Source organism: Spiroplasma endosymbiont of Zeiraphera isertana, from assembly GCF_964030805.1.
In the GTDB taxonomy this organism is placed as follows: domain Bacteria; phylum Bacillota_I; class Bacilli_A; order Mycoplasmatales; family VBWQ01; genus Spiroplasma_E.
Genome location: NZ_OZ034965.1, coordinates 117,097 through 143,512 on the forward strand (window position 1 = coordinate 117,097; position 26,416 = coordinate 143,512).

General features: G+C 23.2%; 35 protein-coding genes and 2 pseudogenes. 29 read left to right on the forward strand and 8 right to left on the reverse strand.

Going from position 1 to position 26,416, the window contains the following annotated elements:
- The first annotated feature begins 6 nt into the window (after positions 1 to 6).
- The 5 genes from AAHM78_RS00780 (at position 7) to AAHM78_RS00800 (ending at position 3,454) form a co-directional block, all read left to right on the forward strand.
- The gene (locus AAHM78_RS00780) at positions 7 to 408 is read left to right on the forward strand and encodes a hypothetical protein (RefSeq protein WP_342254029.1); all 402 of its coding nucleotides are present in this window, start codon (positions 7 to 9) and stop codon (positions 406 to 408) included.
- A gap of 26 nt (positions 409 to 434) precedes the next feature.
- Complete coding sequence (gene prmC / locus AAHM78_RS00785; RefSeq protein WP_342254030.1) at positions 435 to 1,265, forward strand: peptide chain release factor N(5)-glutamine methyltransferase; 831 nt, start codon at positions 435 to 437, stop codon at positions 1,263 to 1,265.
- Between the two features lie 339 nt (positions 1,266 to 1,604).
- Complete coding sequence (locus AAHM78_RS00790) at positions 1,605 to 1,997, forward strand: transposase family protein (protein WP_342254031.1); 393 nt, start codon at positions 1,605 to 1,607, stop codon at positions 1,995 to 1,997.
- A gap of 104 nt (positions 1,998 to 2,101) precedes the next feature.
- Positions 2,102 to 2,422, forward strand: coding sequence for a transposase family protein (locus AAHM78_RS00795; RefSeq protein WP_342254961.1), 321 nt, complete (start codon positions 2,102 to 2,104; stop codon positions 2,420 to 2,422).
- A 156-nt stretch (positions 2,423 to 2,578) separates the two neighbouring features.
- Complete coding sequence (locus AAHM78_RS00800) at positions 2,579 to 3,454, forward strand: IS1595 family transposase (RefSeq protein ID WP_342254032.1); 876 nt, start codon at positions 2,579 to 2,581, stop codon at positions 3,452 to 3,454.
- 599 nt (positions 3,455 to 4,053) lie between these two features.
- Here AAHM78_RS00800 and AAHM78_RS00805 read toward each other — a convergent pair.
- Positions 4,054 to 4,881, reverse strand: coding sequence for an IS3 family transposase (locus tag AAHM78_RS00805; protein ID WP_342254033.1), 828 nt, complete (start codon positions 4,879 to 4,881; stop codon positions 4,054 to 4,056).
- Positions 4,868 to 5,017, reverse strand: a pseudogene (locus AAHM78_RS00810) (transposase); the annotation flags it as partial. The gene AAHM78_RS00805 and the pseudogene AAHM78_RS00810, both read right to left, overlap by 14 nt.
- 75 nt (positions 5,018 to 5,092) lie before the next feature.
- On the opposite strand from AAHM78_RS00810, the gene AAHM78_RS00815 reads away from it, so the two are divergent.
- The 7 genes from AAHM78_RS00815 to AAHM78_RS00845 all read left to right on the forward strand — a co-directional run bounded on the left by AAHM78_RS00815 (position 5,093) and on the right by AAHM78_RS00845 (position 8,392).
- Positions 5,093 to 5,485 carry a transposase family protein gene (locus tag AAHM78_RS00815; RefSeq protein ID WP_342252835.1) on the forward strand — a complete coding sequence of 131 codons (393 nt, stop codon included), beginning with the start codon at positions 5,093 to 5,095 and terminating at the stop codon, positions 5,483 to 5,485.
- Positions 5,486 to 5,544: 59 nt separating this feature from the next.
- Positions 5,545 to 5,910 carry a transposase family protein gene (locus tag AAHM78_RS00820; RefSeq protein WP_342254962.1) on the forward strand — a complete coding sequence of 122 codons (366 nt, stop codon included), beginning with the start codon at positions 5,545 to 5,547 and terminating at the stop codon, positions 5,908 to 5,910.
- A 117-nt stretch (positions 5,911 to 6,027) separates the two neighbouring features.
- On the forward strand, positions 6,028 to 6,438 hold the full coding sequence (locus AAHM78_RS00825; protein WP_342254034.1) for a transposase family protein: 411 nt from the start codon (positions 6,028 to 6,030) through the stop codon (positions 6,436 to 6,438).
- Between the two features lie 521 nt (positions 6,439 to 6,959).
- Positions 6,960 to 7,274: a transposase gene (locus tag AAHM78_RS00830; RefSeq protein ID WP_342253326.1), complete on the forward strand. Its 315-nt coding sequence runs from the start codon at positions 6,960 to 6,962 to the stop codon at positions 7,272 to 7,274.
- A 301-nt stretch (positions 7,275 to 7,575) separates the two neighbouring features.
- Positions 7,576 to 7,968, forward strand: coding sequence for a transposase family protein (locus AAHM78_RS00835; RefSeq protein WP_342252835.1), 393 nt, complete (start codon positions 7,576 to 7,578; stop codon positions 7,966 to 7,968).
- 119 nt (positions 7,969 to 8,087) lie between these two features.
- Positions 8,088 to 8,216: a hypothetical protein gene (locus AAHM78_RS00840; protein WP_342252932.1), complete on the forward strand. Its 129-nt coding sequence runs from the start codon at positions 8,088 to 8,090 to the stop codon at positions 8,214 to 8,216.
- Positions 8,183 to 8,392, forward strand: a complete 210-nt coding sequence (locus tag AAHM78_RS00845) for a transposase family protein (RefSeq protein WP_342252825.1) — start codon at positions 8,183 to 8,185, stop codon at positions 8,390 to 8,392. The genes AAHM78_RS00840 and AAHM78_RS00845 overlap by 34 nt, the downstream gene beginning before the upstream one ends.
- 58 nt (positions 8,393 to 8,450) lie before the next feature.
- Here the strand turns inward: AAHM78_RS00845 and AAHM78_RS00850 are convergent, their stop codons facing one another.
- Positions 8,451 to 8,729 carry a transposase gene (locus AAHM78_RS00850; protein WP_342254035.1) on the reverse strand — a complete coding sequence of 93 codons (279 nt, stop codon included), beginning with the start codon at positions 8,727 to 8,729 and terminating at the stop codon, positions 8,451 to 8,453.
- Positions 8,730 to 8,958: 229 nt separating this feature from the next.
- Between AAHM78_RS00850 and AAHM78_RS00855 the strand changes: the two genes are divergently transcribed.
- The gene (locus AAHM78_RS00855; RefSeq protein ID WP_342254036.1) at positions 8,959 to 9,921 is read left to right on the forward strand and encodes a hypothetical protein; all 963 of its coding nucleotides are present in this window, start codon (positions 8,959 to 8,961) and stop codon (positions 9,919 to 9,921) included.
- Positions 9,922 to 10,324: 403 nt separating this feature from the next.
- Here AAHM78_RS00855 and AAHM78_RS00860 read toward each other — a convergent pair whose 3' ends face one another.
- Positions 10,325 to 11,197, reverse strand: a complete 873-nt coding sequence (locus tag AAHM78_RS00860) for an IS1595 family transposase (RefSeq protein ID WP_342254037.1) — start codon at positions 11,195 to 11,197, stop codon at positions 10,325 to 10,327.
- Between the two features lie 373 nt (positions 11,198 to 11,570).
- On the opposite strand from AAHM78_RS00860, the gene AAHM78_RS00865 reads away from it, so the two are divergent.
- Together AAHM78_RS00865 and AAHM78_RS00870 are read left to right on the forward strand one after the other, a co-directional pair.
- Entirely contained in the window at positions 11,571 to 12,116 is a 546-nt protein-coding gene (locus AAHM78_RS00865) for an L-threonylcarbamoyladenylate synthase (RefSeq protein ID WP_342254038.1), read from the forward strand.
- Between the two features lie 36 nt (positions 12,117 to 12,152).
- Positions 12,153 to 12,677 carry a hypothetical protein gene (locus AAHM78_RS00870; RefSeq protein WP_342254039.1) on the forward strand — a complete coding sequence of 175 codons (525 nt, stop codon included), beginning with the start codon at positions 12,153 to 12,155 and terminating at the stop codon, positions 12,675 to 12,677.
- Here the strand turns inward: AAHM78_RS00870 and AAHM78_RS00875 are convergent.
- Positions 12,669 to 13,376: an IS30 family transposase gene (locus AAHM78_RS00875; RefSeq protein ID WP_342254040.1), complete on the reverse strand. Its 708-nt coding sequence runs from the start codon at positions 13,374 to 13,376 to the stop codon at positions 12,669 to 12,671. The two genes, AAHM78_RS00870 and AAHM78_RS00875, sit on opposite strands and share 9 nt — an antisense overlap.
- An 86-nt stretch (positions 13,377 to 13,462) precedes the next feature.
- On the opposite strand from AAHM78_RS00875, the pseudogene AAHM78_RS16550 reads away from it, so the two are divergent.
- A pseudogene (locus AAHM78_RS16550) lies at positions 13,463 to 13,561 on the forward strand (IS30 family transposase); the annotation flags it as partial.
- Positions 13,562 to 13,724: 163 nt separating this feature from the next.
- Entirely contained in the window at positions 13,725 to 13,973 is a 249-nt protein-coding gene (locus tag AAHM78_RS00880; protein WP_342254041.1) for a hypothetical protein, read from the forward strand.
- 367 nt (positions 13,974 to 14,340) lie between these two features.
- Here the strand turns inward: AAHM78_RS00880 and AAHM78_RS00885 are convergent, their stop codons facing one another.
- Entirely contained in the window at positions 14,341 to 15,162 is an 822-nt protein-coding gene (locus AAHM78_RS00885) for an IS1595 family transposase (RefSeq protein WP_342252843.1), read from the reverse strand.
- Positions 15,163 to 15,180: 18 nt separating this feature from the next.
- On the opposite strand from AAHM78_RS00885, the gene AAHM78_RS00890 reads away from it, so the two are divergent.
- From AAHM78_RS00890 to AAHM78_RS00905, 4 genes are all read left to right on the forward strand, one after another.
- The gene (locus AAHM78_RS00890) at positions 15,181 to 15,387 is read left to right on the forward strand and encodes a hypothetical protein (protein ID WP_342254042.1); all 207 of its coding nucleotides are present in this window, start codon (positions 15,181 to 15,183) and stop codon (positions 15,385 to 15,387) included.
- Positions 15,388 to 15,391: 4 nt separating this feature from the next.
- A complete protein-coding gene (locus AAHM78_RS00895) occupies positions 15,392 to 15,682 on the forward strand; it encodes a hypothetical protein (RefSeq protein ID WP_342254043.1) in 291 nt (96 codons plus the stop codon).
- An 82-nt stretch (positions 15,683 to 15,764) separates the two neighbouring features.
- A complete protein-coding gene (locus tag AAHM78_RS00900) occupies positions 15,765 to 16,193 on the forward strand; it encodes a hypothetical protein (RefSeq protein WP_342254044.1) in 429 nt (142 codons plus the stop codon).
- 268 nt (positions 16,194 to 16,461) lie between these two features.
- On the forward strand, positions 16,462 to 17,370 hold the full coding sequence (locus AAHM78_RS00905; protein ID WP_342254045.1) for an IS30 family transposase: 909 nt from the start codon (positions 16,462 to 16,464) through the stop codon (positions 17,368 to 17,370).
- An 85-nt stretch (positions 17,371 to 17,455) separates the two neighbouring features.
- Here the strand turns inward: AAHM78_RS00905 and AAHM78_RS00910 are convergent, their stop codons facing one another.
- Positions 17,456 to 18,097 carry a transposase gene (locus tag AAHM78_RS00910; protein WP_342254046.1) on the reverse strand — a complete coding sequence of 214 codons (642 nt, stop codon included), beginning with the start codon at positions 18,095 to 18,097 and terminating at the stop codon, positions 17,456 to 17,458.
- Positions 18,057 to 18,362, reverse strand: a complete 306-nt coding sequence (locus AAHM78_RS16555; protein ID WP_425289773.1) for an IS1/IS1595 family N-terminal zinc-binding domain-containing protein — start codon at positions 18,360 to 18,362, stop codon at positions 18,057 to 18,059. The genes AAHM78_RS00910 and AAHM78_RS16555 overlap by 41 nt, the downstream gene beginning before the upstream one ends.
- Positions 18,363 to 18,727: 365 nt before the next feature.
- Here AAHM78_RS16555 and AAHM78_RS00915 point away from each other — a divergent pair, with 365 nt between their 5' ends.
- The 8 genes from AAHM78_RS00915 (at position 18,728) to AAHM78_RS16560 (ending at position 26,388) form a co-directional block, all read left to right on the forward strand.
- Complete coding sequence (locus AAHM78_RS00915; RefSeq protein ID WP_342254047.1) at positions 18,728 to 19,123, forward strand: FtsX-like permease family protein; 396 nt, start codon at positions 18,728 to 18,730, stop codon at positions 19,121 to 19,123.
- 96 nt (positions 19,124 to 19,219) lie between these two features.
- The gene (locus AAHM78_RS00920; RefSeq protein ID WP_342254048.1) at positions 19,220 to 20,245 is read left to right on the forward strand and encodes an ABC transporter ATP-binding protein; all 1,026 of its coding nucleotides are present in this window, start codon (positions 19,220 to 19,222) and stop codon (positions 20,243 to 20,245) included.
- Positions 20,246 to 20,310: 65 nt separating this feature from the next.
- Positions 20,311 to 20,619, forward strand: coding sequence for a GNAT family N-acetyltransferase (locus tag AAHM78_RS00925; RefSeq protein ID WP_342254049.1), 309 nt, complete (start codon positions 20,311 to 20,313; stop codon positions 20,617 to 20,619).
- A 459-nt stretch (positions 20,620 to 21,078) separates the two neighbouring features.
- Positions 21,079 to 22,698 carry a lysine--tRNA ligase gene (lysS, locus tag AAHM78_RS00930; RefSeq protein ID WP_342254050.1) on the forward strand — a complete coding sequence of 540 codons (1,620 nt, stop codon included), beginning with the start codon at positions 21,079 to 21,081 and terminating at the stop codon, positions 22,696 to 22,698.
- A gap of 293 nt (positions 22,699 to 22,991) precedes the next feature.
- Positions 22,992 to 24,131 carry a hypothetical protein gene (locus tag AAHM78_RS00935; protein WP_342254051.1) on the forward strand — a complete coding sequence of 380 codons (1,140 nt, stop codon included), beginning with the start codon at positions 22,992 to 22,994 and terminating at the stop codon, positions 24,129 to 24,131.
- Positions 24,124 to 24,873 (forward strand): hypothetical protein, encoded by a 750-nt coding sequence (locus AAHM78_RS00940; RefSeq protein WP_342254052.1) that lies wholly within the window; start codon positions 24,124 to 24,126, stop codon positions 24,871 to 24,873. The genes AAHM78_RS00935 and AAHM78_RS00940 overlap by 8 nt, the downstream gene beginning before the upstream one ends.
- Entirely contained in the window at positions 24,813 to 25,634 is an 822-nt protein-coding gene (locus AAHM78_RS00945) for an IS1595 family transposase (protein WP_342254053.1), read from the forward strand. The genes AAHM78_RS00940 and AAHM78_RS00945 overlap by 61 nt, the downstream gene beginning before the upstream one ends.
- A 655-nt stretch (positions 25,635 to 26,289) precedes the next feature.
- Positions 26,290 to 26,388: an ankyrin repeat domain-containing protein gene (locus AAHM78_RS16560; protein ID WP_422397941.1), complete on the forward strand. Its 99-nt coding sequence runs from the start codon at positions 26,290 to 26,292 to the stop codon at positions 26,386 to 26,388.
- Positions 26,389 to 26,416 lie beyond the last annotated feature (28 nt).

Sequence of the window (26,416 nt, forward strand, 5' to 3'; positions counted from 1 at the left end):
ATTATTATGGATTTTAAGATTTTAGACTCTAGAACAAAAATTTTGTTTTTAATATCAGTTATTTTTTTATATGCGACATTAGGAACATTTATTACATTAACTTTTAGTAGTGGTATTATTCGCATTTTATTTTTAGTTTTAACATTATGATTTGCTAGTGCATCTAGTTTAATTTTTCATTATTTATTATGAAAAAATTTAGAATTTTTACGAAATATTAATGGTAATAATATTAATAATTTTGGTTTTATTATTAGTATTTGTGGTTACATTATTCTTTTTCCAATTATTTGTTTATTAACAATTAGTTTTTTATTTATTTTTAGTATTATTGTTTTAATTCTCTTTGTTAATAATTTAATAAAAAAAACTTCAAGAAATAATAATTCATCTGTTAATTTTCAATAAAATATTTATTTTTGGAGTATAAATTAATGACTTATAGAGATTATCTTTTATTAGCAAAAAAAATTAATAAAAAAAATGAACAAATTAATAAGATAATTTTATTAAAGTTTATTAATAAAGATTTATCTTGATTATATGCAAATCTTAGTCAAACAATAGCAATAGATTTTTTAGAATCATATTTACAACTAGTTAAAAAATTTGTTGCTGGCTATCCTTTACAATATATTATTGGTTATCAATGATTTCTTGATCATAAGTTTGTTGTTGATAATAGAGTATTAATTCCTCGTAATGAAACTGAAGAACTAGTTAAAAATGTTTTTGTCTATGCGCAAAACATTTTTAATAATGATAATTTAAAAGTATTAGATTTAGGGACAGGCAGTGGTGCTATTGCTATTAGTTTAGCGTTAAAGAAACCTAATTGAAATATAGTAGCAAGTGATATTAGCAAAGATGCATTAACTATTGCTAAGATTAATAACGATAATTTTAACCTAAAAAATATTAATTTTGTTGAAAGCGATATATTTACAAATCTTAAAAATCATAAATTTAATATTATTTTTTCAAATCCACCATATATTGATGAGACAGCAAATACTTTTTCAAAACATAATTTACAATATGAACCAAAATTAGCTTTATTTGCTGATCATAAAGGATTATATTTTTACGAAGTAATTTTTCAACAATGTCATGCAGTTTTAGAAAAATCTTTTTTATTAGCATTTGAATTTGGTTTTGATCAAAAAGAAGCACTAACTATTCTTATTAAAAAGTATTTACCACAATATAATTACAAATTTATTAAAGATATTAATAATAAATGAAGAATGCTATTTATTTGGTAAGCATTATAACATATAAAAATAATTTAAGAACAATAATTTTGTCACTCAAAAGGTGACTATTTTATTTTTTGAAAAGGAAAATCTCATTTAATCTTTCAATTAGGATAACGGGGGCGGTTTTAATGTGGCGTATCATTGAAATATTAAAATATTTTCAGTATTATTGTTCGGTTAATATAGCATTTCTAATGGAAAAATTTAATGTTACATTTCGAACTTTACAAAGAAATATTACTTTTATTAATACAATGTTAATAAAAATTAGTAATTAGACTTGGTGCAAAACCTTTAATTTTAACAATTTAACGATTATTATTAATATTAAAGGTGATAGTTATTATGTTGAAAAAATATAAAGATGATCAAGAATTTTATAGTTTAGTCGGCATAAAGCCACAAACATTTTATAAAATGCTTGAAATTTGACAAATTGCTGAGTCTAAACAAAAATATTATGGTGGTAGAAAAAATAAAATTGTAATTGAAGAGCGTTTATTAATGACTTTAGAATATTGAAAAGACTATAGTAGTTATAGAGTTATTGCAAAAAGATATAATATTAGTCATACTAGTTGCATTCGTAATATTTTTTGAATTGAAAATATTTTAATAAAAAGCGGAATTTTTAATTTACCTGGAAAAAAAGATTTAACAAAAAATAAAGGTACTAATAATAATTTGTTAGCTATTGATGCTACCGAAACTCCAATTGAAAGAATTAAAAAAAACTAAAATTACTTTTTTCAGGTAAAAAGAAACATCATTCTCTCAAATCCCAAATAATTATTGATATTTCCAATGGAAAAATTATTTAAACTGCTTTTTGTTTTGGAAGCATTCATGATTTTAAATTGCTTCTAAAATCTAAAACTTTTATTCATCCAGAAAAACAAGTTTTTGTTGATTCGGGTTATCAAGGTATACAAAATATTCATAAAAATACATTTTTGCCATTTAAAAAAAGTAAATACATTCAATTAACACCAATTCAAAAAGAATACAATAAAACTTTAAGTAAAATTAGAATTAAAATTGAACACGTATTTGCTAAACTAAAACGTTTTAAAATTTTAAGTTTAAAATATCGCAATAAAATACGAAGATTTGCATTAAGATTTAATTTAATAGCAGGAATATATAATTTTGAATTACCTTAGTTTTGCACCAAGTCTATTGTAATATTTCCAGAAAGCAAGATTACTTTGTAATTAATGGTGACAATGAAATAATAGCAATAAATACTTTGCTTACACAGTTTATCCACATATCCAATGAATATCCTTTTGTTAGAATGAGTAATTTGTTCTTAATATGTGTATGACAAAAAAAATACGGACTTCTCCCCACATGTACTTGTGGAGGAAACAATGAAATTGAATGAGTTCAACAATATATTTCAAACAGAAAAAGATTGTTTGAAATATATAGCAAGTTTGAAGGAAAACAAATGTATGAGGTGTTCTTGAACAAATTTGAATACTTCTGATTTAAGAAGAATAAGATGTTTGAAATGTCATCAAACATTTAGTATTCTTCATGACACCATTTTTTACAAGTCACAAACACCTTTGACATCTTGGTTTTATCTCATCTTTAGATGAATAAACACCAAACATGGAATTCCATCAACTGATGTTGCAAAAGAATTGGGAGTAACTTTGAAAACTGCTTGAAGAATGGGTCATAAAATCCGAAGTGCAATTGCAAAACAAGAACCTCAATTCATTGTTGAGGGCATAGTGCAAATGGATGAAATGTATCTTTCACATATGGGTTTTAAAAAACAAGGAAGATCCTTAAAAAATAAAACTTTGATTGTTGGGATTTATGAAAAAACAACCAATAATTTAATTGTGAAAGTGTTGAAAAATGCAAATCAAAAAAATCTTTTGCAATTTGCAAGAAACCACATTTCTTCAAAGTGTGATGTACATACTGATTCTTGAAAAGGATATCGCCATTTTAAATCAGTTTTCACTAAGCATGAAACAGTTAACCATCAAGATGGCTATGTTTCAAAAACTGGTGTAAACATAAACCAGATTGAATCGGCATGAAAGCACATCAGACGAACATTTAAAACACATATCAAAGTTGAAAAACATCATGTTCATTTATATGCAAAAGAATCAGCATATAAATTCAATAACATACCTAGTTTTGAAACTGTAATGTTATGTTTGATTTAAAAATGTGGGGAGAAGTCCGTAGATAGGCTTTTCTCAGCATTTATGTGATAAAATTAAAAATAGTACATAAAGGGAGAAAAGCCCAAAAATATTTAAGTAGTGAGTGACTTATCAATATAAGTAACACAAATAAGTATAATTTAAAAAAAGACATTATTTACTTGAATAACTTTTTCTTTGAACAAAATTTAAGATTAAAATTAAAATTTGAACATAATAAAGGGTTTCAATTAGATGGTTATGAATGACATTTAAGATTTATAACCGCTATTATTATTATAAAAATTATTAGTAAAGATAAAAAAAATTCTCTTAACTAACGATAAAGTCCTAACCTATATATACAAAAAAATAGAAATTATAATGATCAATATCGGTTATAAAAAATATTATGATGATCAACTAATATGATTTTTAACAATTCATGTACGAAAAATTAAACTTAATTTTTTTCTTAAAAAAGATGAACAAATTGAATTTAATTTAAACTTAAGTATAAAAAAAGAAGTCGAACATTTTAGATTAATAATTGCTAAAGAGTTTGCTATCGAGTTTGATAAGTTTGAAACCAATTATTGGAATGGCAACACTTTTTAGGACTATTTTTTGGTAGACATTTGTTTTTGATAATTAACTGGAGTTAAGTAGTTTAAAGTGCTGTGGATTCTTATGTTGTTATATCAATTGATATAATCAAATAATTCTAATTTTAATTGGATTAATGATCTAAAATTTTTATCATTAATAAATTCTGTTTTGAAAGTTTTAAAAGTTGCTTCAGCAACAGCATTGTCATAAGGACAACCTTTTTTGCTTAAAGAGCGAGTAATATTGAATGCTAGTAAAAGTTTATCAATAATTTTATTATTAAATTCATTACCTCGATCGCTATGAAATATTTGAATATCTTTTAAACAGAGATTTGATTGCATAAATGCTTCATATACTAATGATGCATCTTTTTTAGTGCCTACACTATGTCCAATAATTTCGCGGTTAAATAGGTCTATTAATAAACAAATATAGTTTCACTTACCATTTACTTGAACATAAGTTAAATCACTAACAATAACTTCATTTTTAATCCTATTCTTAAAGTTTCTATTAACAAGATTAGTTATTTGACTATCATTGACTTTATTATGATGATTTTTGTGTCTTAATTTAGTGTATTTTGATATTAAATTATGTTTATTCATAATTTCTTTAATTTTTCGTCTTGATAAATAAATTTCTTGGTTTTCTAATATGACTTTTAATCTTCTTGTGCCATAAATTTCTTTATTTTCTTTAAAAGCACTAATAACAGCTTCATCATACATATTATTTTGATTTTTTTCTTTTTTCTTGAAATTAAAATAATGTGTTGATTTAGAGAGCTTTAAAAAACGACACATTAGACTTGGTGCAAAACTAAGGTAATTCAAAATTATATATTCCTGCTATTAAATTAAATCTTAATGCAAATCTTCGTATTTTATTGCGATATTTTAAACTTAAAATTTTAAAACGTTTTAGTTTAGCAAATACGTGTTCAATTTTAATTCTAATTTTACTTAAAGTTTTATTAGACTTGGTGCAAAACCTTTAATTTTAACAATTTAACGATTATTATTAATATTAAAGGTGATAGTTATTATGTTGAAAAAATATAAAGATGATCAAGAATTTTATAGTTTAGTCGGCATAAAGCCACAAACATTTTATAAAATGCTTGAAATTTTAAAAATTGCTGAGTCTAAACAAAAATATTATGGTGGTAGAAAAAATAAAATTGTAATTGAAGAGCGTTTATTAATGACTTTAGAATATTGAAAAGACTATAGTAGTTATAGAGTTATTGCAAAAAGATATAATATTAGTCATACTAGTTGCATTCGTAATATTTTTTGAATTGAAAATATTTTAATAAAAAGCGGAATTTTTAATTTACCTGGAAAAAAAGATTTAACAAAAAATAAAGGTACTAATAATAATTTGTTAGCTATTGATGCTACTGAAACTCCAATTGAAAGAATTAAAAAAAACTAAAATTACTTTTTTCAGGTAAAAAGAAACATCATTCTCTCAAATCCCAAATAATTATTGATATTTCCAATGGAAAAATTATTTCAACTGCTTTTTGTTTTGGAAGCATTCATGATTTTAAATTGCTTCTAAAATCTAAAACTTTTATTCATCCAGAAAAACAAGTTTTTGTTGATTCAGTTTATCAAGGTATACAAAATATTCATAAAAATACATTTTTGCCATTTAAAAAAAGTAAATACAATCAATTAACACCAATTCAAAAAGAATACAATAAAACTTTAAGTAAAATTAGAATTAAAATTGAACACGTATTTGCTAAACTAAAACGTTTTAAAATTTTAAGTTTAAAATATCGCAATAAAATACGAAGATTTGCATTAAGATTTAATTTAATAGCAGGAATATATAATTTTGAATTACCTTAGTTTTGCACCAAGTCTAATGAAAAATTACTTAAAAATAAAAAATATATTAGACTTGGTGCAAAACCTTTAATTTTAACAATTTAACGATTATTATTAATATTAAAGGTGATAGTTATTATGTTGAAAAAATATAAAGATGATCAAGAATTTTATAGTTTAGTCGGCATAAAGCCAAAAACATTTTATAAAATGCTTGAAATTTTAAAAATTGCTGAGTCTAAACAAAAATATTATGGTGGTAGAAAAAATAAAATTGTAATTGAAGAGCGTTTATTAATGACTTTAGAATATTGAAAAGACTATAGTAGTTATAGATTTATTGCAAAAAGATATAATATTAGTCATACTAGTTGCATTCGTAATATTTTTTGAATTGAAAATATTTTAATAAAAAGCGGAATTTTTAATTTACCCGGAAAAAAAGATTTAACAAAAAATAAAGGTACTAATAATAATTTGTTAGCTATTGATGCTACTGAAAATCCAATTGAAAGAATTAAAAAAGGAAATTATCCCCACATGTACTAGTGTGGAGGAAAAAATGAATGGAAATGAATTCAATAGCATATTTCAAACTGAAAACGATTGTTTGAAATATATAGCGAAGTTGAAAATAATGAAATGCATCAGATGTGCTTCTTCTAGTTTGAATACTTCTGATTTGAGAAGAATACGATGTTTGAACTGTAACCAAACATTTAGTATTCTTTATGGAACCATTTTTTATAAGTCACAGACCCAAATGACATCTTGGTTTTATCTCATCTTTAGATGAATAAACACAAAGCATGGCATACCAGCAACCGATGTTGCAAGGGAATTGGGTGTGACCTATAAAACAGCTTGAAGAATGTGTCATGAAATCAGGACTAGAATTGGAAATCAAGATGCAGGTTTCATTGTTGATGGCAAAGCACAGATGGATGAAATGTATATTTCACATTTAGGTTTTAAAAAACAAGGAAGATCCTTGTTGAATAAAACTTTGATTGTTGGAGTTTATGAGAAAACCAGCAACAAACTAATTGTGAAGGTGCTGAAAAATGCAGATGAAAAAAAACCTTTTAAGATTTACATTGAAACACATTTTTACTGAGTGCTGTCTATTTACGGATTCTTGGAAGGGATATGTAAGTTTCAAAAACTTCTATCCCAAACATGAAATCGTAAATCATGAAGTTGGGTATGTGTCACCAACAGGTGTAAACACAAACCAGATTGAATCAGCATGAAAGCACATCCGACGAACTTTCCGAACACACATAAGAGTTTCAAAGCACAATATTCATTTATATGCAAAAGAATCAGCATATAAATTCAATAACATACCTAGTTTTGAAACTGTAATTTTGTGTTTGATTTAAATACATGTGGGGATAATTTCCTAGGTAGGCTTTTATCTCCATTTATGTGATAAAATTTAAAAATAGTACATAAAGGGATAAAAGCCTTAAAAAAAACTAAAATTACTTTTTTCAGGTAAAAAGAAACATCATTCTCTCAAATCCCAAATAATTATTGATATTTCCAATGGAAAAATTATTTCAACTGCTTTTTGTTTTGGAAGCATTCATGATTTTAAATTGCTTCTAAAATAGACTTGGTGCAAAACCTTTAATTTTAACAATTTAACGATTATTATTAATATTAAAGGTGATAGTTATTATGTTGAAAAAATATAAAGATGATCAAGAATTTTATAGTTTAGTCGGCATAAAGCCACAAACATTTTATAAAATGCTTGAAATTTTAAAAATTGCTGAGTCTAAACAAAAATATTATGGTGGTAGAAAAAATAAAATTGTAATTGAAGAGCGTTTATTAATGACTTTAGAATATTGAAAAGACTATAGTAGTTATAGAGTTATTGCAAAAAGATATAATATTAGTCATACTAGTTGCATTCGTAATATTTTTTGAATTGAAAATATTTTAATAAAAAGCGGAATTTTTAATTTACCTGGAAAAAAAGATTTAACAAAAAATAAAGGTACTAATAATAATTTGTTAGCTATTGATGCTACTGAAACTCCAATTGAAAGAATTAAAAAAAACTAAAATTACTTTTTTCAGGTAAAAAGAAACATCATTCTCTCAAATCCCAAATAATTATTGATATTTCCAATGGAAAAATTATTTCAACTGCTTTTTGTTTTGGAAGCATTCATGATTTTAAATTGCTTCTAAAATCTAAAACTTTTATTCATCCAGAAAAAAAGTTTTTGTTGATTCGGGTTATCAAGGTATACAAAATATTCATAAAAATACATTTTTGCCATTTAAAAAAAGTAAATACAATCAATTAACACCAATTCAAAAAGAATACAATAAAACTTTAAGTAAAATTAGAATTAAAATTGAACACGTATTTGCTAAACTAAAACGTTTTAAAATTTTAAGTTTAAAATATCGCAATAAAATACGAAGATTTGCATTAAGATTTAATTTAATAGCAGGAATATATAATTTTGAATTACCTTAGTTTTGCACCAAGTCTATTGTACGAATTTTATATTTACATTTATTATTGATAATAATCTCTATTTTCTGCCTATTATTAGTGCTGCTTGCTTTAAAATATCATTTTCCGTTCGTAACTGTTTTAATTCTTTTCTTAATTTAATTAATTCATTTTCTTCAACAGAACGATTATCTTTAGATTTAAAACTACCTGAATTAGTAAATTGCTTAATTCAATTATAAGTAGCTGCTCTTGTAACATTGTACTCTTTAGCAAGACAAGACACCGACTTACCACTTTGATATAAAGCTACTATTTTTTTCTTAAATTCGTCGGTATATGAGTTAATATTGGCCATAATTATAGTTCCTTTCTTTTAACTAATTTGTTCACTTGTCTACGTAATTAGTGTCCAATAAAGTGTAACCTATCCATATTTTAATTTCATTTGTTTACTTAATATTAAAGTTGACAGTCAATTATTTCCAAATATAACTTCAGAAATTAGTAACATTACTCAAAAAATATTTTCTTTTATTACTTATGAATATCAGGTGTCTTTATATTCAAATACTTTTAAAAGTAATTTGAATAGTTTTCTTAGTGATAATTGATTTAAATTACAATTTAATTATTATAGTGATATTAGTTTTGCCTTGGATGATACTTTTAAAATAGAAAGTGACTACCAATGAGGGCAACAACTCCTTTTTATTATAAATTCGCAATTAAAAAATAATTATTTTCCCAATCTTAATCTTTTACAAAATAAATTTTTAATGATTACTTTTCATAAAAGTTTTATAGCAAATGAGAACTGAAACATTCCCTTATATATATTCTTAATTGATGACTCCTATGCTAATAAAATTCAAATAACTTCATTTATAAAAGTAAATTTCCCTAATATTTTAATTATTTCCCTAAAAAATAACTTAAGTAATAATTTTAAGCTTCATTTACTAAATCAAAAACCTTGTATATTAATTGAAAAGGTAAATATCTATAGTAATTATAATTTAGATAAATATAAGAATATTTCTGTCATTAATATTAATGACAATTCATGAAATTATGAATTAGAAAAAAATATTAATGAAAAAATAAAATGAGTAATGTTAAAAAGAATTCAATATTCAATTGTGGTATTTAATTTTTATATCCAAGAAAAATTTTATAGTATTAAATCTATTTTGTGAGCATTTCAAAAAACATTTATCAAAAAATATAATTTAAATTTAGAATTTTTAGATATTGATGAATGTTCTATAATTAAAAGTCATATTTATGAAAAAATATTATTAATAAATCAATTAGTACCTATCCCTAATTACGAGTTCCCTATTATCCTTTTATATATAAAAAACCCTTTGATATTTCAAAACAAATTTAAAATTCATTTTATTTTCATTTTATTTACTAATAAAAACAATACTCAAAATTATAATTGAATCAATTTGTGACTTTCTTTATTTAAGAAAATGATTAATACTAATATTAAAAGTATTAGTCGTATATATAAAATAATACAATCAATCACGACAATTTAATGTTAATTTCCCTTACATTTTTATATAAAAAACATCTTTGACAATAAGTTTAAAGATGTTTTTTGTATAAAATTAATAGTATAAAAAAAACAAATATAAAATCATTTATTTTTAATAAATTTAATAATGATTATTTAACATCACCGGAAAGATAAATCTTAACTTTCATTATATTTTTGGTAAATGAGAATTAAATTTAATATAATCTATTTCTGCATCTTTAAATTGAGTTTCTAATTTTATAATTTCTTTTTTTTATAGTGCTATCTAATTTTTTATTGGGAAAAATCATTTTTGTAAAATCATTATTATTAAATTTGGCTTTTCTCCCTTTATGTACTATTTTTAAATTTTATCACATAAATGCTGAGAAAAGCCTATCTACGGACTTCTCCCCACATTTTTAAATCAAACATAACATTACAGTTTCAAAACTAGGTATATTGTTGAATTTATATGCCGATTCTTTTGCGTATAAATGAACATGATGTTTTTCAACTTTGATATGTGTTTTAAATGTTCGTCTGATGTGCTTTCATGCCGATTCAATCTGGTTTATGTTTACACCAGTTTTTGAAACATAACCATCTTGATGGTTAACTGTTTCATGCTTAGTGAAAACTGATTTAAAATGGCGATATCCTTTTCAAGAATCAGTATGTACATCACACTTTGAAGAAATGTGGTTTCTTGCAAATTGCAAAAGATTTTTTTGATTTGCATTTTTCAACACTTTCACAATTAAATTATTGGTTGTTTTTTCATAAATCCCAACAATCAAAGTTTTATTTTTTAAGGATCTTCCTTGTTTTTTAAAACCCATATGTGAAAGATACATTTCATCCATTTGCACTATGCCCTCAACAATGAATTGAGGTTCTTGTTTTGCAATTGCACTTCGGATTTTATGACCCATTCTTCAAGCAGTTTTCAAAGTTACTCCCAATTCTTTTGCAACATCAGTTGATGGAATTCCATGTTTGGTGTTTATTCATCTAAAGATGAGATAAAACCAAGATGTCAAAGGTGTTTGTGACTTGTAAAAAATGGTGTCATGAAGAATACTAAATGTTTGATGACATTTCAAACATCTTATTCTTCTTAAATCAGAAGTATTCAAATTTGTTCAAGAACACCTCATACATTTGTTTTCCTTCAAACTTGCTATATATTTCAAACAATCTTTTTCTGTTTGAAATATATTGTTGAACTCATTCAATTTCATTGTTTCCTCCACAAGTACATGTGGGGAGAAGTCCGTTAAATTTTTTATCAATTGTTTTTTCAATGATATTTTGAATACAAATTGTTTCTATTATAAATGGTTTATTATCATTATCTTCAATTTCTTTTCTTATTTTTTCAATTTCTTCATTAGTATGTTGTATTCCTATTTTTCTTTTGGGAATATTTTTTGATTCTCCTTCTATATTTAATTTAATAAAAATCTAATATAAATATTAATCTATATTAAATTAAGATGTTTATTAAACCATTAATGAATGATTTTCCAATCTTTAATTAGTAATTTTAAGGTTTATTTTAAATTACAAATATCATTTATAACTTTTTTATTCATTATTTTGAAACAACTATTATATTTAAAATAATAGGTGTATAATTTAGTTAAAATTTATAGTGGTGTTTTCATGATAACTTTACAGCAAAATCAAATTAAAGAAATTAGTCAAATCATTGCTAATGGTGAAGTGGTTGCTTTACCAACAGATACAATTTATGGTCTTGTTTGTAAATTTAATGATGACAAAGCTATTAATAAAATTTATCAAATAAAAAAACGTGATTATACTAAAGAACTGCCAATTTTAGTTGCTAGTTGAGAACAAGCTAAAAGCATTGGTATAATTAGCGATCAATTACAGTCATTTTTAATAAATAATTTTAGTGCTGGTAAAGTTACTGTTATAGTTTTAAAACAACCTAGTTTAAACACATCATATTTAATAAATAAAAAGACAATAGCAATTAGAGTTAGTGCTTCACATTTTATTCAAAAATTAATTAAATTAACAGGGCCTTTAGTAGCTACAAGTTGTAATTTCAGTAATGAACAACCAATTAACGATTATCATAATATAAACTTGCCTAACTTAAGGTATAGAGTAGCGGGTGAGATTTTAACAAATAAACCATCAACTATTTTTAATAGTTTTAATGATAAAATTATTAGATAATAATTAGATAACAGTATTAAAAAAGGAGATAATACTATGAATTGATGAATAATTTTAATTATTATTGCATGCACAACAATATTGATTTTATTAATTGCACTAATTTTATTAATTAAAAAAAATAAACAAAAGAAAATATTAAAAATTACTAAAGATATAAATACTTTATATAAATATTTAAAATTAAAAAAAATAAATACTAAAGAATTACCAGTTTCAATAGAAAAAATTAAAGAAGATATTTATTATAGTGACAAAGTCATTTTGGGAAAGTATGAAGATCTTAATAAGATTTCTGGCCAAAATATTCTTTTAAAAACTGAATATAGTGATGCCAAAAAATTATTTTTACGTTATAAAATTAAAGACATTAATCTTATCAAATCATCAGATTTTATACCTTTAAATCAAATAGACTTGTTAATTTCACGAAATAATCTTTATTTTATTGATTCTTTTGAACTACAAATAATACCATTAGTTAATGTTAAAAGTATTACATTTTTTTGAGAAAAAAATAACCTGAGTTGTAAATATAAATGGGACAGTTTTTTAAAATAATTGTATTAAATCTATTGGTCTTTTATAAGAGATCGATTTTCTGGGTGTAGAATTAATTTGAAATGCTATAAAATTAAAAATATTTTCTGATTTATGATTTTTAGTTACTAAAGGAATTGTGGTTTTTGATCATATATCAGCCAAAGTAATAACAGAACTTTTATGATCTTTGCCAATGATAGTATCACCTTCTAAATGACCAAATTCTTGTATATTTTTAATATTAGGAATGATTAAATTTCTTTCATGAATAGACTTACAATTATTAATTTTGCCCCTAGTTTCTTTTTGTTTGTGAGATTTATTTTTGCCTTTTCTCAATAAGTTATTTTCATCAAAACCCATTCGATTTGTTTTAAACATGTTATATAAAGTTTTTGTTGAAATACTTTTTATTTTATTTTCCTTTAAAAAGTTAGCAATTCTATCAAGAGCATACTTTTTAGTAATTAACAAACGATTAATACTATTAATTTCTGTTAAAGTTAAAATTATTAATTTTCTGCCTGCATTTTGTTTATTTTTTTGAAATTGATTAAATATTTCTAATGGCAATAAGTTTTTATTTAATAATCTACAAACTCTATGTACAGTTGATTTACTATAATCAACAATTTTTGCTATTTTACGAATCGAAAATCCATAATTTTTATATTCTTTTATTGCTATTATTGATTCAATACTCAGATACTTATACATTGCGCTAATTCCTTTCTTTTCTTAATTATAGAACTAACACAATTTAATTTTTATATAAGTGTCCTTTTTAACTTTACAATTAAAGTAAACAAAAAGATTTAAATTTTATAGCATTTCAAATTAATTCTACACCCAGAAAATCGATCTCTTATAAAAGACCAATAGATTTAATACAATTATTTTAAAAAACTCTCCCATTTATATTTACAACTCAGGTAAATATGAAGAAGCAATTAGTTTTGCTGTTCATGTTATTAGTTTATAACAATTATTATTTAATAATTAAAAATTTTGCTTTTTTTGTGAAAATGATATAATTATACAAAATATATTATTAGGAGCAAAATTATGGCAAAAAAACACTTTAAATTTAATACTTGAAAGTTTATTCAATTTACTGGCTTTTTTTTAATTACTTTAGGAATTATATTTTCTTTTTCTTCTTTTAAAGTTAGCCTATTGTTATATTTTGGTTTAGTATCAGTATTAATAGGTTTTATTAATATTTTAATTTACTATATTTTTATTGGAACAAATAGTTATAAAAAATATTCAAGAAAACAAAATAATAATAAGTTAATAATCAAAAATAATTAATAAATATAAAGTTAAAACTAAGAAGATTAGTTTTTTCGAGATAATAATAGGTGAAAAACTATGAGAAAAATATTAAAAGTATTTAAAGCGATGTTTTTAACGAGCATTATTTCTTTACAACTTATTGCATGTGATAAGGTAAATGATGCAAATCAAAAATATGTTGATATTAGTAATATTAATATGGAAGTTACTAATGCTCCTGTTGAATTAAATAAAGATATTTATAATACAGCTTTAATTAAATTTAAAACTAAAGTACAAACCGAAATTAATAAATTATGGCTTTTCTCCCTTTATGTACTATTTTTAAATTTTATCACATAAATGCTGAGAAAAGCCTATCTACGGACTTCTCCCCACATTTTTAAATCAAACATAACATTACAGTTTCAAAACTAGGTATATTGTTGAATTTATATGCCGATTCTTTTGCGTATAAATGAACATGATGTTTTTCAACTTTGATATGTGTTTTAAATGTTCGTCTGATGTGCTTTCATGCCGATTCAATCTGGTTTATGTTTACACCAGTTTTTGAAACATAGCCATCTTGATGGTTAACTGTTTCATGCTTAGTGAAAACTGATTTAAAATGGCGATATCCTTTTCAAGAATCAGTATGTACATCACACTTTGAAGAAATGTGGTTTCTTGCAAATTGCAAAAGATTTTTTTGATTTGCATTTTTCAACACTTTCACAATTAAATTATTTGTTGTTTTTTCATAAATCCCAACAATCAAAGTTTTATTTTTTAAGGATCTTCCTTGTTTTTTAAAACCCATATGTGAAAGATACATTTCATCCATTTGCACTATGCCCTCAACAATGAATTGAGGTTCTTGTTTTGCAATTGCACTTCGGATTTTATGACCCATTCTTCAAGCAGTTTTCAAAGTTACTCCCAATTCTTTTGCAACATCAGTTGATGGAATTCCATGTTTGGTGTTTATTCATCTAAAGATGAGATAAAACCAAGATGTCAAAGGTGTTTGTGACTTGTAAAAAATGGTGTCATGAAGAATACTAAATGTTTGATGACATTTCAAACATCTTATTCTTCTTAAATCAGAAGTATTCAAATTTGTTCAAGAACACCTCATACATTTGTTTTCCTTCAAACTTGCTATATATTTCAAACAATCTTTTTCTGTTTGAAATATATTGTTGAACTCATTCAATTTCATTGTTTCCTCCACAAGTACATGTGGGGAGAAGTCCGTAAATTATTTCCAGAAGGAAAAAAACCAAAAAATGGAACCGATTATAAAATAACAATTGTGAATCATAATGATATGTATGCTAAAATTGATAAATTTGAATCACTTGCTGTTAATGTATCTGCTTCAAATAATAGTAATTTTTTAAAAGGTACTTTTAATTGCTTGTGTAAAATTAGTATCAAAAGCTAAAGACATGAGTAATGTTAATATTGATAAGCCAGAAGAAAAAATTAAAATTAATACCACTACTTTTGGTGAAGCAATTGCTTTACGTTGTTTATCATTAATTGAAAGTAAAATTAATGCTATTGTTCCAACAGCAAAACAAGATAGTGACTATATTGTTAATGTAGAAGGTCATACTTTATCAGAATCTATTAAAACATTTGATGATCTTCATATTAATGTTAATGCTATTGAAGATGATTATCATTTTTTATTACATGGTAGTTTTAGTTTTGTCTTAGCTTTTGTTAAAGATTAATTTATATTATTTTGGGTAATAAAAAAGAAAACTTGATTTTCATTATTATCATAAAAATAAAGTAGTATAGTATGGGGTAAGCATGTCAGAAGTAGAAAAATTATTAACAATGAATTATGAAAATGTTTGTAATTTTTTAAAAAATAAATATGGATGTATTTCAAAAAATTATTTTTCAGATGCAACAATGTCTAAGAAATCACAAGGAATAACAAGGGGAAAAGAGGGTTTATATATTCATCATATTGATGAAGATAAAGCAATTTTGTTATCTACTCCCAAATGAGCTCAAAAGTCACCATTTGCCTATCAATATGCTGATCGATGAGTTTATTGTAATTTATTAGAACATTTGGTTTTGCATATTAAAATTTTTGAATATCCTCATCCAAATAAACATAATTTTATGGAAGTTGGTGTTAGTGGAATTTATGCTTTTATTGTTCCTGAATTAAATGATATTTATAGTGGTATTCAATATAAACAACCACGAAAACAGAAAGTTACTTAAGTTGTTTTACCATTAAAAGAAGATTATTTTAAATGTATTAAAAAATTAGTAGAACTTGGGTTTTCTTATCCTTTGCTTACTTCTTTTAATCATCAATTTGGTACATGAAATAATAGAAATAATAATAGGTTATATGAAGAAATGAAAAAAATGGGTGTTAAACAGTAACTTTTTTTATTGTTACTTTAATTGTAAAATTAAAAAGGACACTTATATAAAAATTAAATTGTGTTAGTTCTATAATTAAGAAAAGAAAGGAATTAGCGCAATGTATAAGTATCTGAGTATTGAATCAATAATAGCAATAAAAGAATATAAAAATTATGGATTTTCGATTCGTAAAATAGCAAAAATTGTTGATTATAGTAAATCAACTGTACATAGAGTTTGTAGATTATTAAATAAAAACTTATTGCCATTAGAAATATTTAATCAATTTCAAAAAAATAAACAAAATGCAGGAAGAAAATTAATAATTTTAACTTTAACAGAAATTAATAGTATTAATCATTTGTTAATTACTAAAAAGTATGCTCTTGATATAATTGCTAACTTTTTAAAGGAAAATAAAATAAAAAGCATTTCAACAAAAACTTTATATAACATGTTTAAAACAAATCGAATGGGTTTTGATGAAAATAACTTATTGAGAAAAGGCAAAAATAAATCTCACAAACAAAAAGAAACTAGGGGCAAAATTAATAATTGTAAGTCTATTCATGAAAGAAATTTAATCATTCCTAATATTAAAAATATACAAGAATTTGGTCATTTAGAAGGTGATACTATCATTGGCAAAGATCATAAAAGTTCTATTATTACTTTGGCTGATATATGATCAAAAACCACAATTCCTTTAGTAACTCAAAATCATAAATCAGAAAATATTACGAAAAGTATAATAAAATTTATTTCAAAGTTACAAAAAGGAACAGTTAAAACCATTACTTTTGATCGTGGTAAAGAATTTAGTAAATGAAGATTAATCGAAAAAATTTGTAATGTCAAAATTTATTTTGCAGATCCTGGTAAACCTTGCCAAAGGGGTTTAAATGAAAATAATAATGGTATTTTAAGAAGATATTTACCAAAATCTACAGATCTATCTTCATATAAACAAAAAAATTTAAATTTTATAGCATTTCAAATTAATTCTACACCCAGAAAATCGTTTTAATTTTCAAAAAAACTCTTGATGAAATAAAAAAAATCATCAACCCGGCCTAAAATTTGATTTTATTTAATTTTGGGATTTATTTTTTTTACAAACTGAAATATAATGCTTCAGATTTTGCATAAGGTGATATTTTATAATGTTGGTATTTAAATTTTCATAAATTGAGGTAATTTTGAATATTGGTAAATCCAATGCCATGATAATGAGTAATAAATTCTTTTAAACTTGATTGTATTTTACTGATATTACTTAAATTTTTATAATTTAATTCTTTATTTTCTTTTGATTTAAATTTCTTGAGAGTACATTTTGTTTGTTTAGCTACTGTATCATATAGTATTTGCATATCACAAACTATAATTGATTTTTCTTCGATAAGCTTAGATGTTAAATTTTCTTGTACTCATTTTTTTGTTAATCTTTTAGTATTTGTTGTTTGAGCATAAATATTTTTATTTTCATCAATTGCCATTTCAATACAACAGTTTAAATCTTTAGCATTTTCTTCAATTCATTTTTTTCTTGGATCATCTGTATTTTTGAAATTTCCTTTATGAATTTCTTTGATAAAAGTTTCATCAATTTCAATTCTACCTTTTAATTTTGTGAAGGGTTTTTGTTTTTTTGCTAATTGTGATGATTTCATAAATTTTTGACGATTAAATCGTGCTGATGTTTTTGAAATTTTAGCAAATTGAGAAATAGTATAAGCAGATTGACCTAACAATGACAATCAAATTATTCAATCTCATTGTTCATGAGATAAATGACTTCAATGTAAAAAAATGATTTCTTAAAGCATCAAAGCTACTTTTACAATCTTTGCATAAATATTTTTGCTTATTATTCTTAAAACCATTTTTTACACATCAATAAGATTTACAATTTGGACATTGAATTCCTTTTTCTTTAAATTTTTTATCAATTGCATCTAATTTTTCTTTTTTCTCAATTTGTTTAATTCTATTTTTAAAATGTCTAATAATTTTTATAAATTCTTAATTTTTTTTGTTTTTTAAAACATCAATTAATTCATTATTAGTCACAAAAAATCACCCCCGATATAAAAATATTACTTTTAATTTTAAATTAAAAGTAATATCAAGATTTTTTGTGAAAATTAAAAGAAAATCGCTCTCTTATAAAAGACCAATAGATTTAATACAATTATTTTAAAAAACTGTCCCATTTATATTTACAACTCAGGTTTAATAATTCGTAAAGAGCAATTTTTCTATTATTATTGTTACTTTTTAATTATTTAATTTCATCTTCTTCTGTTATATCTCATTCTTCATTTTCTTGCTCATTTTCTTTTGCCAATTGTTTAATATTTCTTTTTCTGTTTTGCATTTCATTGATACTATTTTTACTTGTACTTTCTTTAAATTCTGGTAATAGTTCTTCTAATAAAAAACAATTATCAGTAAAAACATCATCAAATTTATTAATTATTGCAATTATGAAATCTTTGGGTTATCGTGTAAATGAAATTAACAGATTGATTATTGGCTCCTATATTATTGCTTTATTGGTTGCTTTTATTTTAGGTACTATTATTTCTTATGTTGTGTGAAATATTATTACTTTAATTATTGCAACTAAAGCAGGCGTTGTTTTTAATGTGGCTGCTAATCTAGTTACAATTTTATCTTGCTTTGGAATGGTATTTTTAATAATGGTTATTGGCTATGCTGTTGGGTTATATTTAATTAAATACAAACCAGTAACAGCTTTATTACAAGGAAGTTAAAATATTTTTTAAGCATTTCTATATAAATAAGATAAAGTAATTGATAAAATTAGTGTGTTATTTATAAAAGCATGGAATTAAAAAGGAGAAATGATAATGAAAAAAGATAATAAGGAAATTAAAAAAGATGATAAAGACATTGGAAGTAAACAAGTAACTAAAAATAAGTTAGAATCTAGTTTTACAAAGAAGTCAGTATCTAAAACCGAAGGTACAATACCACTAGTAACTCATAAATCTCATGATAAACCAGAATCAAAGGAAGAAATAGAAGCTAATAAAGCTAAATTGCAAGCCTTTAAAGATAATCAAAAAGCAATTAAAAAATTAACAAAAACTCATTCAAAAGAAATTTTAGCAGGTAAAATTATATCAATGACTAATAATACTCCTGATACTCAAACTAATGTTATTGAATTATTTGATGTTAAAAAATCTTACTTAACTGGAGACTTAGAATATGAAGTATTAAAAGGAGTTAATTTAAAAATTAAATTAGGTGATTTTGTTGTTATCTTAGGACCATCGGGAAGTGGTAAGACAACATTATTAAATATTATTTCGGGATTGGATAAACCTAATACTGGTGATGTTTTTGTGGCGGGATACAATTTATCTTTATTAAAAGATAGTCATTTAACTAAATTTAGACGAGATAATGTTGGTTTTATTTTTCAACAATACAATTTATTAACTAATTTAACTGCTCGTGAAAATGCTGAAGTTGGTGAAAATCTTGCGAAAAATAAAAATAAAAATAAAAATATGAGTATTGATGATATTTTTCAAGTTATCGAAATGGATGAACATATGAATAAGTTTCCAAGTCAATTATCAGGTGGACAACAACAAAGAGTATCGATTGGTAGAGCACTAGCAAAAAATCCGACAATTTTATTTTGTGATGAGCCAACAGGAGCACTTGATGAAGAAATGGGGCGTAAGGTATTAGAAATTTTATTGGATGTTAATCGAGAATATAAAACATCAATTATTATGGTTACTCATAATCCTAACTTCCAATATGTTGCAAATACTGTTATTAATGTTAAAAATGGTAAAATTATTAGTGTAAAGAATAATGAAAAACCAATGAAACCAAGTGAAATAAATTGAAGTTAATATTATTAATTAAATAAACTAACAAATTGTTAATAGAAAAAATATCATAACAAAGGAGTAAAAATATGATATTTTTTGAAACCCCTAGATTAAAAATTAGACAGTGAAAAGATAGTTATTTAGATGAACTTGTTTTATTAAATTCTGATAAAGATGTCATGAAATATTTTTCTAGTACATTATCAAAAGATGATACAGAAAAATATTTTTTGAAAATTAAAAATAATTTAAATAATAATTTATTTGGTTTTTATGCTGTTGAATTTAAAAAAGACAATAAATTTATTGGTTTTATTGGCTTTAGCGAAGTTGATTTTATTGTTGATTTTAGACCATGTATTGAAATTGGTTGGCGTTTTAAAAAAAGTGTTTAAGGTCAAGGAATAGCAACAGAAACAGCTAAAGAATGTTTAAAATATGCAAAAAACAATTTAAAATTAACTGAAATTTATAGTTTTACTAGTATATTAAATATTAAATCATAAAATGTAATCAAACGAATAGGTATGAAAAAAATAAAAGAATTTTATCATCCAAAAATAAATAAAAGTGATATTTTAACAAAACATATTTTATACAAAATTAATATTTAGAAAGTAAAAAATGTTTAATAAATTATCTCTAATTTTTATAGATATCTATTAGTAGAAATATTTAAATTAAACTTTAATCCTTATTATAAATATAAGGGTTTTATTATAAAATTTAAAATTAATTGTTGACAGTAGAATTTGGTATTGAAAATTGATATCATTATGTATAAACCTAAACAATCTTATTTAATTTAATTTTTTTATTTTAAATACTTATTTTAAATACAAAGGATGAAAACAATGAAAGAAACTAAACTTGAAATTAATGGACGTATTTTGACAGAGCAAGAAGCATTAAGATATCAAAAAATACAAGATTTATATAAGCAAAATTATGATATTTATGGGCGTAATTGAGAAAGAAATTATAATTGTGAAACTTTAAATAGCGAATTTAGAAATAAAAATAAAGAAGAGTTAGCAAAATTTGTTGCTAATTTACTTAATGATCAAATTAAAATGGCAGGTAGATTAATGACAAAAAGAGAAATGGGAAAGGGTTCAATCTTTGCTCATTTGCAAGATCAAACAGGTAAATTTCAAATTTATTTAAAACCAGAATATGTTAATCAAAAAAAATTTGAATGATTTGCAGAATATGCAGATTTAGGCGATTTTTTTGGTATTAAAGGTAAGGTTATGAAAACCAATAAAGGAGAACTAACAGTTCAAGTCTATGATATTGTAATGTTATCAAAAGCACTTAGACCTTTACCAGATAAATTTCATGGTTTAACAGATATTGAAGAACGTTATCGACGAAGATATGTAGATTTAATTATGAATCAAGAAACTAAAAAAACATTTTTACAACGTACACAAATTATTAATGAATTAAGAAGTTTTTTAAATAATAAAGGTTATTTAGAAGTTGAAACACCTATTTTACAAGAAGTATATGGTGGTGCTGCCGCTAAACCTTTTATTACTCATCATAATACATTAAAAACTGATTTATATTTACGAATTGCTACTGAATTACATTTAAAAAGATTAATAGTTGGTGGTTTTGAAAAAGTTTATGAAATCGGTAGATTATTTCGTAATGAAGGTATGAGTAAAAAACATAATCCAGAATTTACAACTATTGAAATTTATGTTGCCTATCAAGATATGAAATATATGATGGATTTAACAGAGTCTTGTATAAAACATTTAATTAATACAGTGCATAATAAATTAACATTAGAATATGATGAAAATATATTAAATTTTGAAAAATCATGAAAAAAAATTAGTATGATTGATTCAATTAAAAAAGCTATGATCAACGATGAAGAGTTTACTAAAATTTTCCAAGAAATTAGTGATATGATTTTAAAATATCATAATATTGAAGATGATAATATTAGAAATATTGAAAAAAATAAAACATTTAAACTTATATTAAAACTTGCAAAAAATTATAAACTTCATATTCCAGATCATTATAATAGTACTGGTCATATTATTAATTTATTTTTTGAATCTTTTGTTGAAGAAACTTTAATTCAACCTACTTTTATTTTTGATTATCCAATTGAAATTTCACCACTTGCTAAATTAAATAAAAATAGTAAAGAGTTTACTGATCGTTTTGAATTATTTATTTCTGGTAGAGAATATGCAAATGCTTATTCGGAATTAAATGATTCTTTGCAACAATATAATCGTTTTGAAGAGCAAGTAAAAGAAAAAAATAGTGGTAATGATGAAGCAGCAACTATGGATTTAGACTTTGTTGAAGCATTGGAATATGGTATGCCACCAACAGGTGGATTGGGCATTGGTATTGATCGTTTGGTTATGTTAATAACTGGTCAAAATAGTATTAAAGATGTATTATTATTTCCACATATGAAACCGAGAACTGAAAAATAATTTTTGTGATAAATTTTTATTATATAAACATATAATAGTAATTTATCTTTTTTTAAAAAAAAGATAAATTAATTAGTTATAATCAAGATAGTTCTTTAGAATAAGGAGCGTTTTATTGTTATTAACACAAAAGATTGAAAAATATAAGTTTTCAAACCCATTGTTTTATTTAAAAACAATTGGTTTTTTTATTTTATAAATAAAATTTAGGAGAATAAGATTTATGCCTTGATTTAATGAATTAATAAAAAAATTTAGAAATTATCCTTTAACTGATGAAAATTTAGACGAAGTTGTTGAAACTTTTAAGAATTTTTTTAAAGAATACAATGAAAAAGATAATTTTTTTTTCTAATTCAGAAGATACTGATTTTGAAAACCCAAGTACATCAGCACCATTAACTCAATTAAAAGAAAATAAAAAAACTGATTTAGATAAATTAATTAAAGAATTAATAAATGATTTAAAATATAATTTCTTTTCTTATTTTTGAGAAAAAAAAGAAAATTTAAAATTAATTAGACAATTAGATTATTTTTTAATAGAACTTGATAGTAAAATTAAAGAACAAAATGAAAAATTATTATCCTTGGAGAAAAATAAAACATTAATTGAACAAAATAAAATTAATAAAGTTAGCCAAAATAGTACTGAGTTTACTGAAATCACAGATTATTTTAATCTTTTTAATTTTTTAAGTGAAACAATAAGTAATGATATTATTTTTTTAAAAACAATAAATTTAAACATTTTTGAAAATAAAAAAGAGTTTTTAAAAAAAACACGAGAATTAAAAATAAAAATTAATAAAGAAATTCGTAGGCTATATCAAAAAAATGAGGAATTAGAAAATAAAAAAGAGAAAATTTTTGAAAACCTTTTTAAAGAAGAAGTTATGACTCAATTAATTTTATCTTTTTGAGCATTTAGAATGAAAAGTGGAGATGAATATAAATTAATTTTAAATGAAGATAAAGATTGAAAAAGTAAATTTGATAAAAATTTTGTATTTTTCTTTGAATTAATAGATGACATATTTAACTGATATATTAAAAAACATATTAAAAATGAAGAAAGAATATACAATGATATATTTGAAAAATATAATGATCGAGAAAAAGAATTAATAAGTGAACAAGAAGAAATTATTAAAACTAAAGATAAAGTGAAAGAAAGTATAGAATTATTTAAAAATGAATTAGAAGAAAAAAAAGAACAAATTAGAATACATGAGAAAGAGATAGCAGAAAAAAGAAAACAAATTGAAAATTTAGAAAAACGAAAGAAAAATATAAAAATTAAAAAAATTACTTACTTGCAAGATTTAGAAGAAAATAAAAATAATATTGAAAATCAAATATTTATTCCAAATATTTCAGATGATAAAAAAAGAAAAAAAACAATATTTAAAAGAAATAGATGTAGTGATTAAAAAAAAGAATAGTGATATTAAGAAAAAGAGTGATTATATTGCGGAGTTACAATATAATATTACAAGACATGATACTGAGTTAAGTATTAACGATAAAAAAATAAAAAAAATTGAGGATAAAATTAATAAAATTGAGGATTTTTTTAAGCAAAATAAACATACGATGATGTTTGAACTTAAAAAAATAAAAGAAAAATGAATTAAAAATATTAGTAAAGATCAAAAAATATTTATTAATTTATTAAAAGAAGTTAATAAATTAGAAAATATGGAATTTATTAAGATTATTGAAAATTATTGAGAACAAAATGCTGATAGTATTAAAAAATTTAATGAAAATTTTAACATTCAAAATAATTTAGAAAACATAAGAGAAGAAAATGAAAAAATAGAAAATGAATTTAAAGGTGATTTCACAACTTTAGAAATTAATTTTAAATTAAAAGAAAAAGAAATAATAGAAAACGCAATTAGAGAAAAAAAGGAAAAAATTCAGGAGTCTTTAAGAACAATTAATCAATCAAAATTAGTAAGTATTGAAATCCAAACCGAAATAAATGAAGAAAACGAGAAACCTAGTTGACAAGATCAAAAAATTGAAGAACAAAATAAAATCATTGAAAAACTAGAATTTCAAATAAATTATCGGACTTCTCCCCACATGTACTTGTGGAGGAAACAATGAAATTGAATGAGTTCAACAATATATTTCAAACAGAAAAAGATTGTTTGAAATATATAGCAAGTTTGAAGGAAAACAAATGTATGAGGTGTTCTTGAACAAATTTGAATACTTCTGATTTAAGAAGAATAAGATGTTTGAAATGTCATCAAACATTTAGTATTCTTCATGACACCATTTTTTACAAGTCACAAACACCTTTGACATCTTGGTTTTATCTCATCTTTAGATGAATAAACACCAAACATGGAATTCCATCAACTGATGTTGCAAAAGAATTGGGAGTAACTTTGAAAACTGCTTGAAGAATGGGTCATAAAATCCGAAGTGCAATTGCAAAACAAGAACCTCAATTCATTGTTGAGGGCATAGTGCAAATGGATGAAATGTATCTTTCACATATGGGTTTTAAAAAACAAGGAAGATCCTTAAAAAATAAAACTTTGATTGTTGGGATTTATGAAAAAACAACCAATAATTTAATTGTGAAAGTGTTGAAAAATGCAAATCAAAAAAATCTTTTGCAATTTACAAGAAACCACATTTCTTCAAAGTGTGATGTACATACTGATTCTTGAAAAGGATATCGCCATTTTAAATCAGTTTTCACTAAGCATGAAACAGTTAACCATCAAGATGGCTATGTTTCAAAAACCTGTGTAAACATAAACCAGATTGAATCGGCATGAAAGCACATCAGACGAACATTTAAAACACATATCAAAGTTGAAAAACATCATGTTCATTTATACGCAAAAGAATCGGCATATAAATTCAACAATATACCTAGTTTTGAAACTGTAATGTTATGTTTGATTTAAAAATGTGGGGAGAAGTCCGTAGATAGGCTTTTCTCAGCATTTATGTGATAAAATTTAAAAATAGTACATAAAGGGAGAAAAGCCTAAATTATTTAGAAAAAAAAATAATTTCAATAAAGGAATTACACGAAGATGAAGTAAAAGATTTATTTACAACATCGGAAAATATTAGAGATTTTTTTCCAATGGAAATTAAAAAAACTACTGACAATTGTGATAATTTAAAAAATAGTTTAAATAAAAAAATTCAAAAAAAGAAGAACAAAAAATTAAAAATAAATTAAATGAAGAAGAAATAAAATTAACGTCTTTAAATGAAGTATGAAAATTAATAAGTACTGAAATTCAAGAGTTACAGCAACCTTTATCAGAACAATCAAAAAATGCAAGCAAACAAAAATGAGAGAATATGGGCTTAATAGAATCTCAATTACCTTTGGAAACAAAAGCAGAAATATTAAATACAATTTAAACTAATAAGATTAAATTTATTATTGTATCAAGTTTTAATTTATAGAAAGAGAAAAAAAGTACATTAGAAAAAAAAGAGTATTTCTTAATAAGAAAAATGAAAAAATAATACAAGTAATTATGAATAATAACTTAGAAAAAGTTAAATTATTAGTTAGGAATGTTGTTAGTATAAATTATGTAAATTAAAGATGGTTTCACTATTTTGATGTTAGCTATCAAAGATAATGATTTAGAGATAGTTAAGTATTTAATAGATAATAATGAAATCTTTATCAAGTAAATGAATATGGACATAATGCTTTAATGTT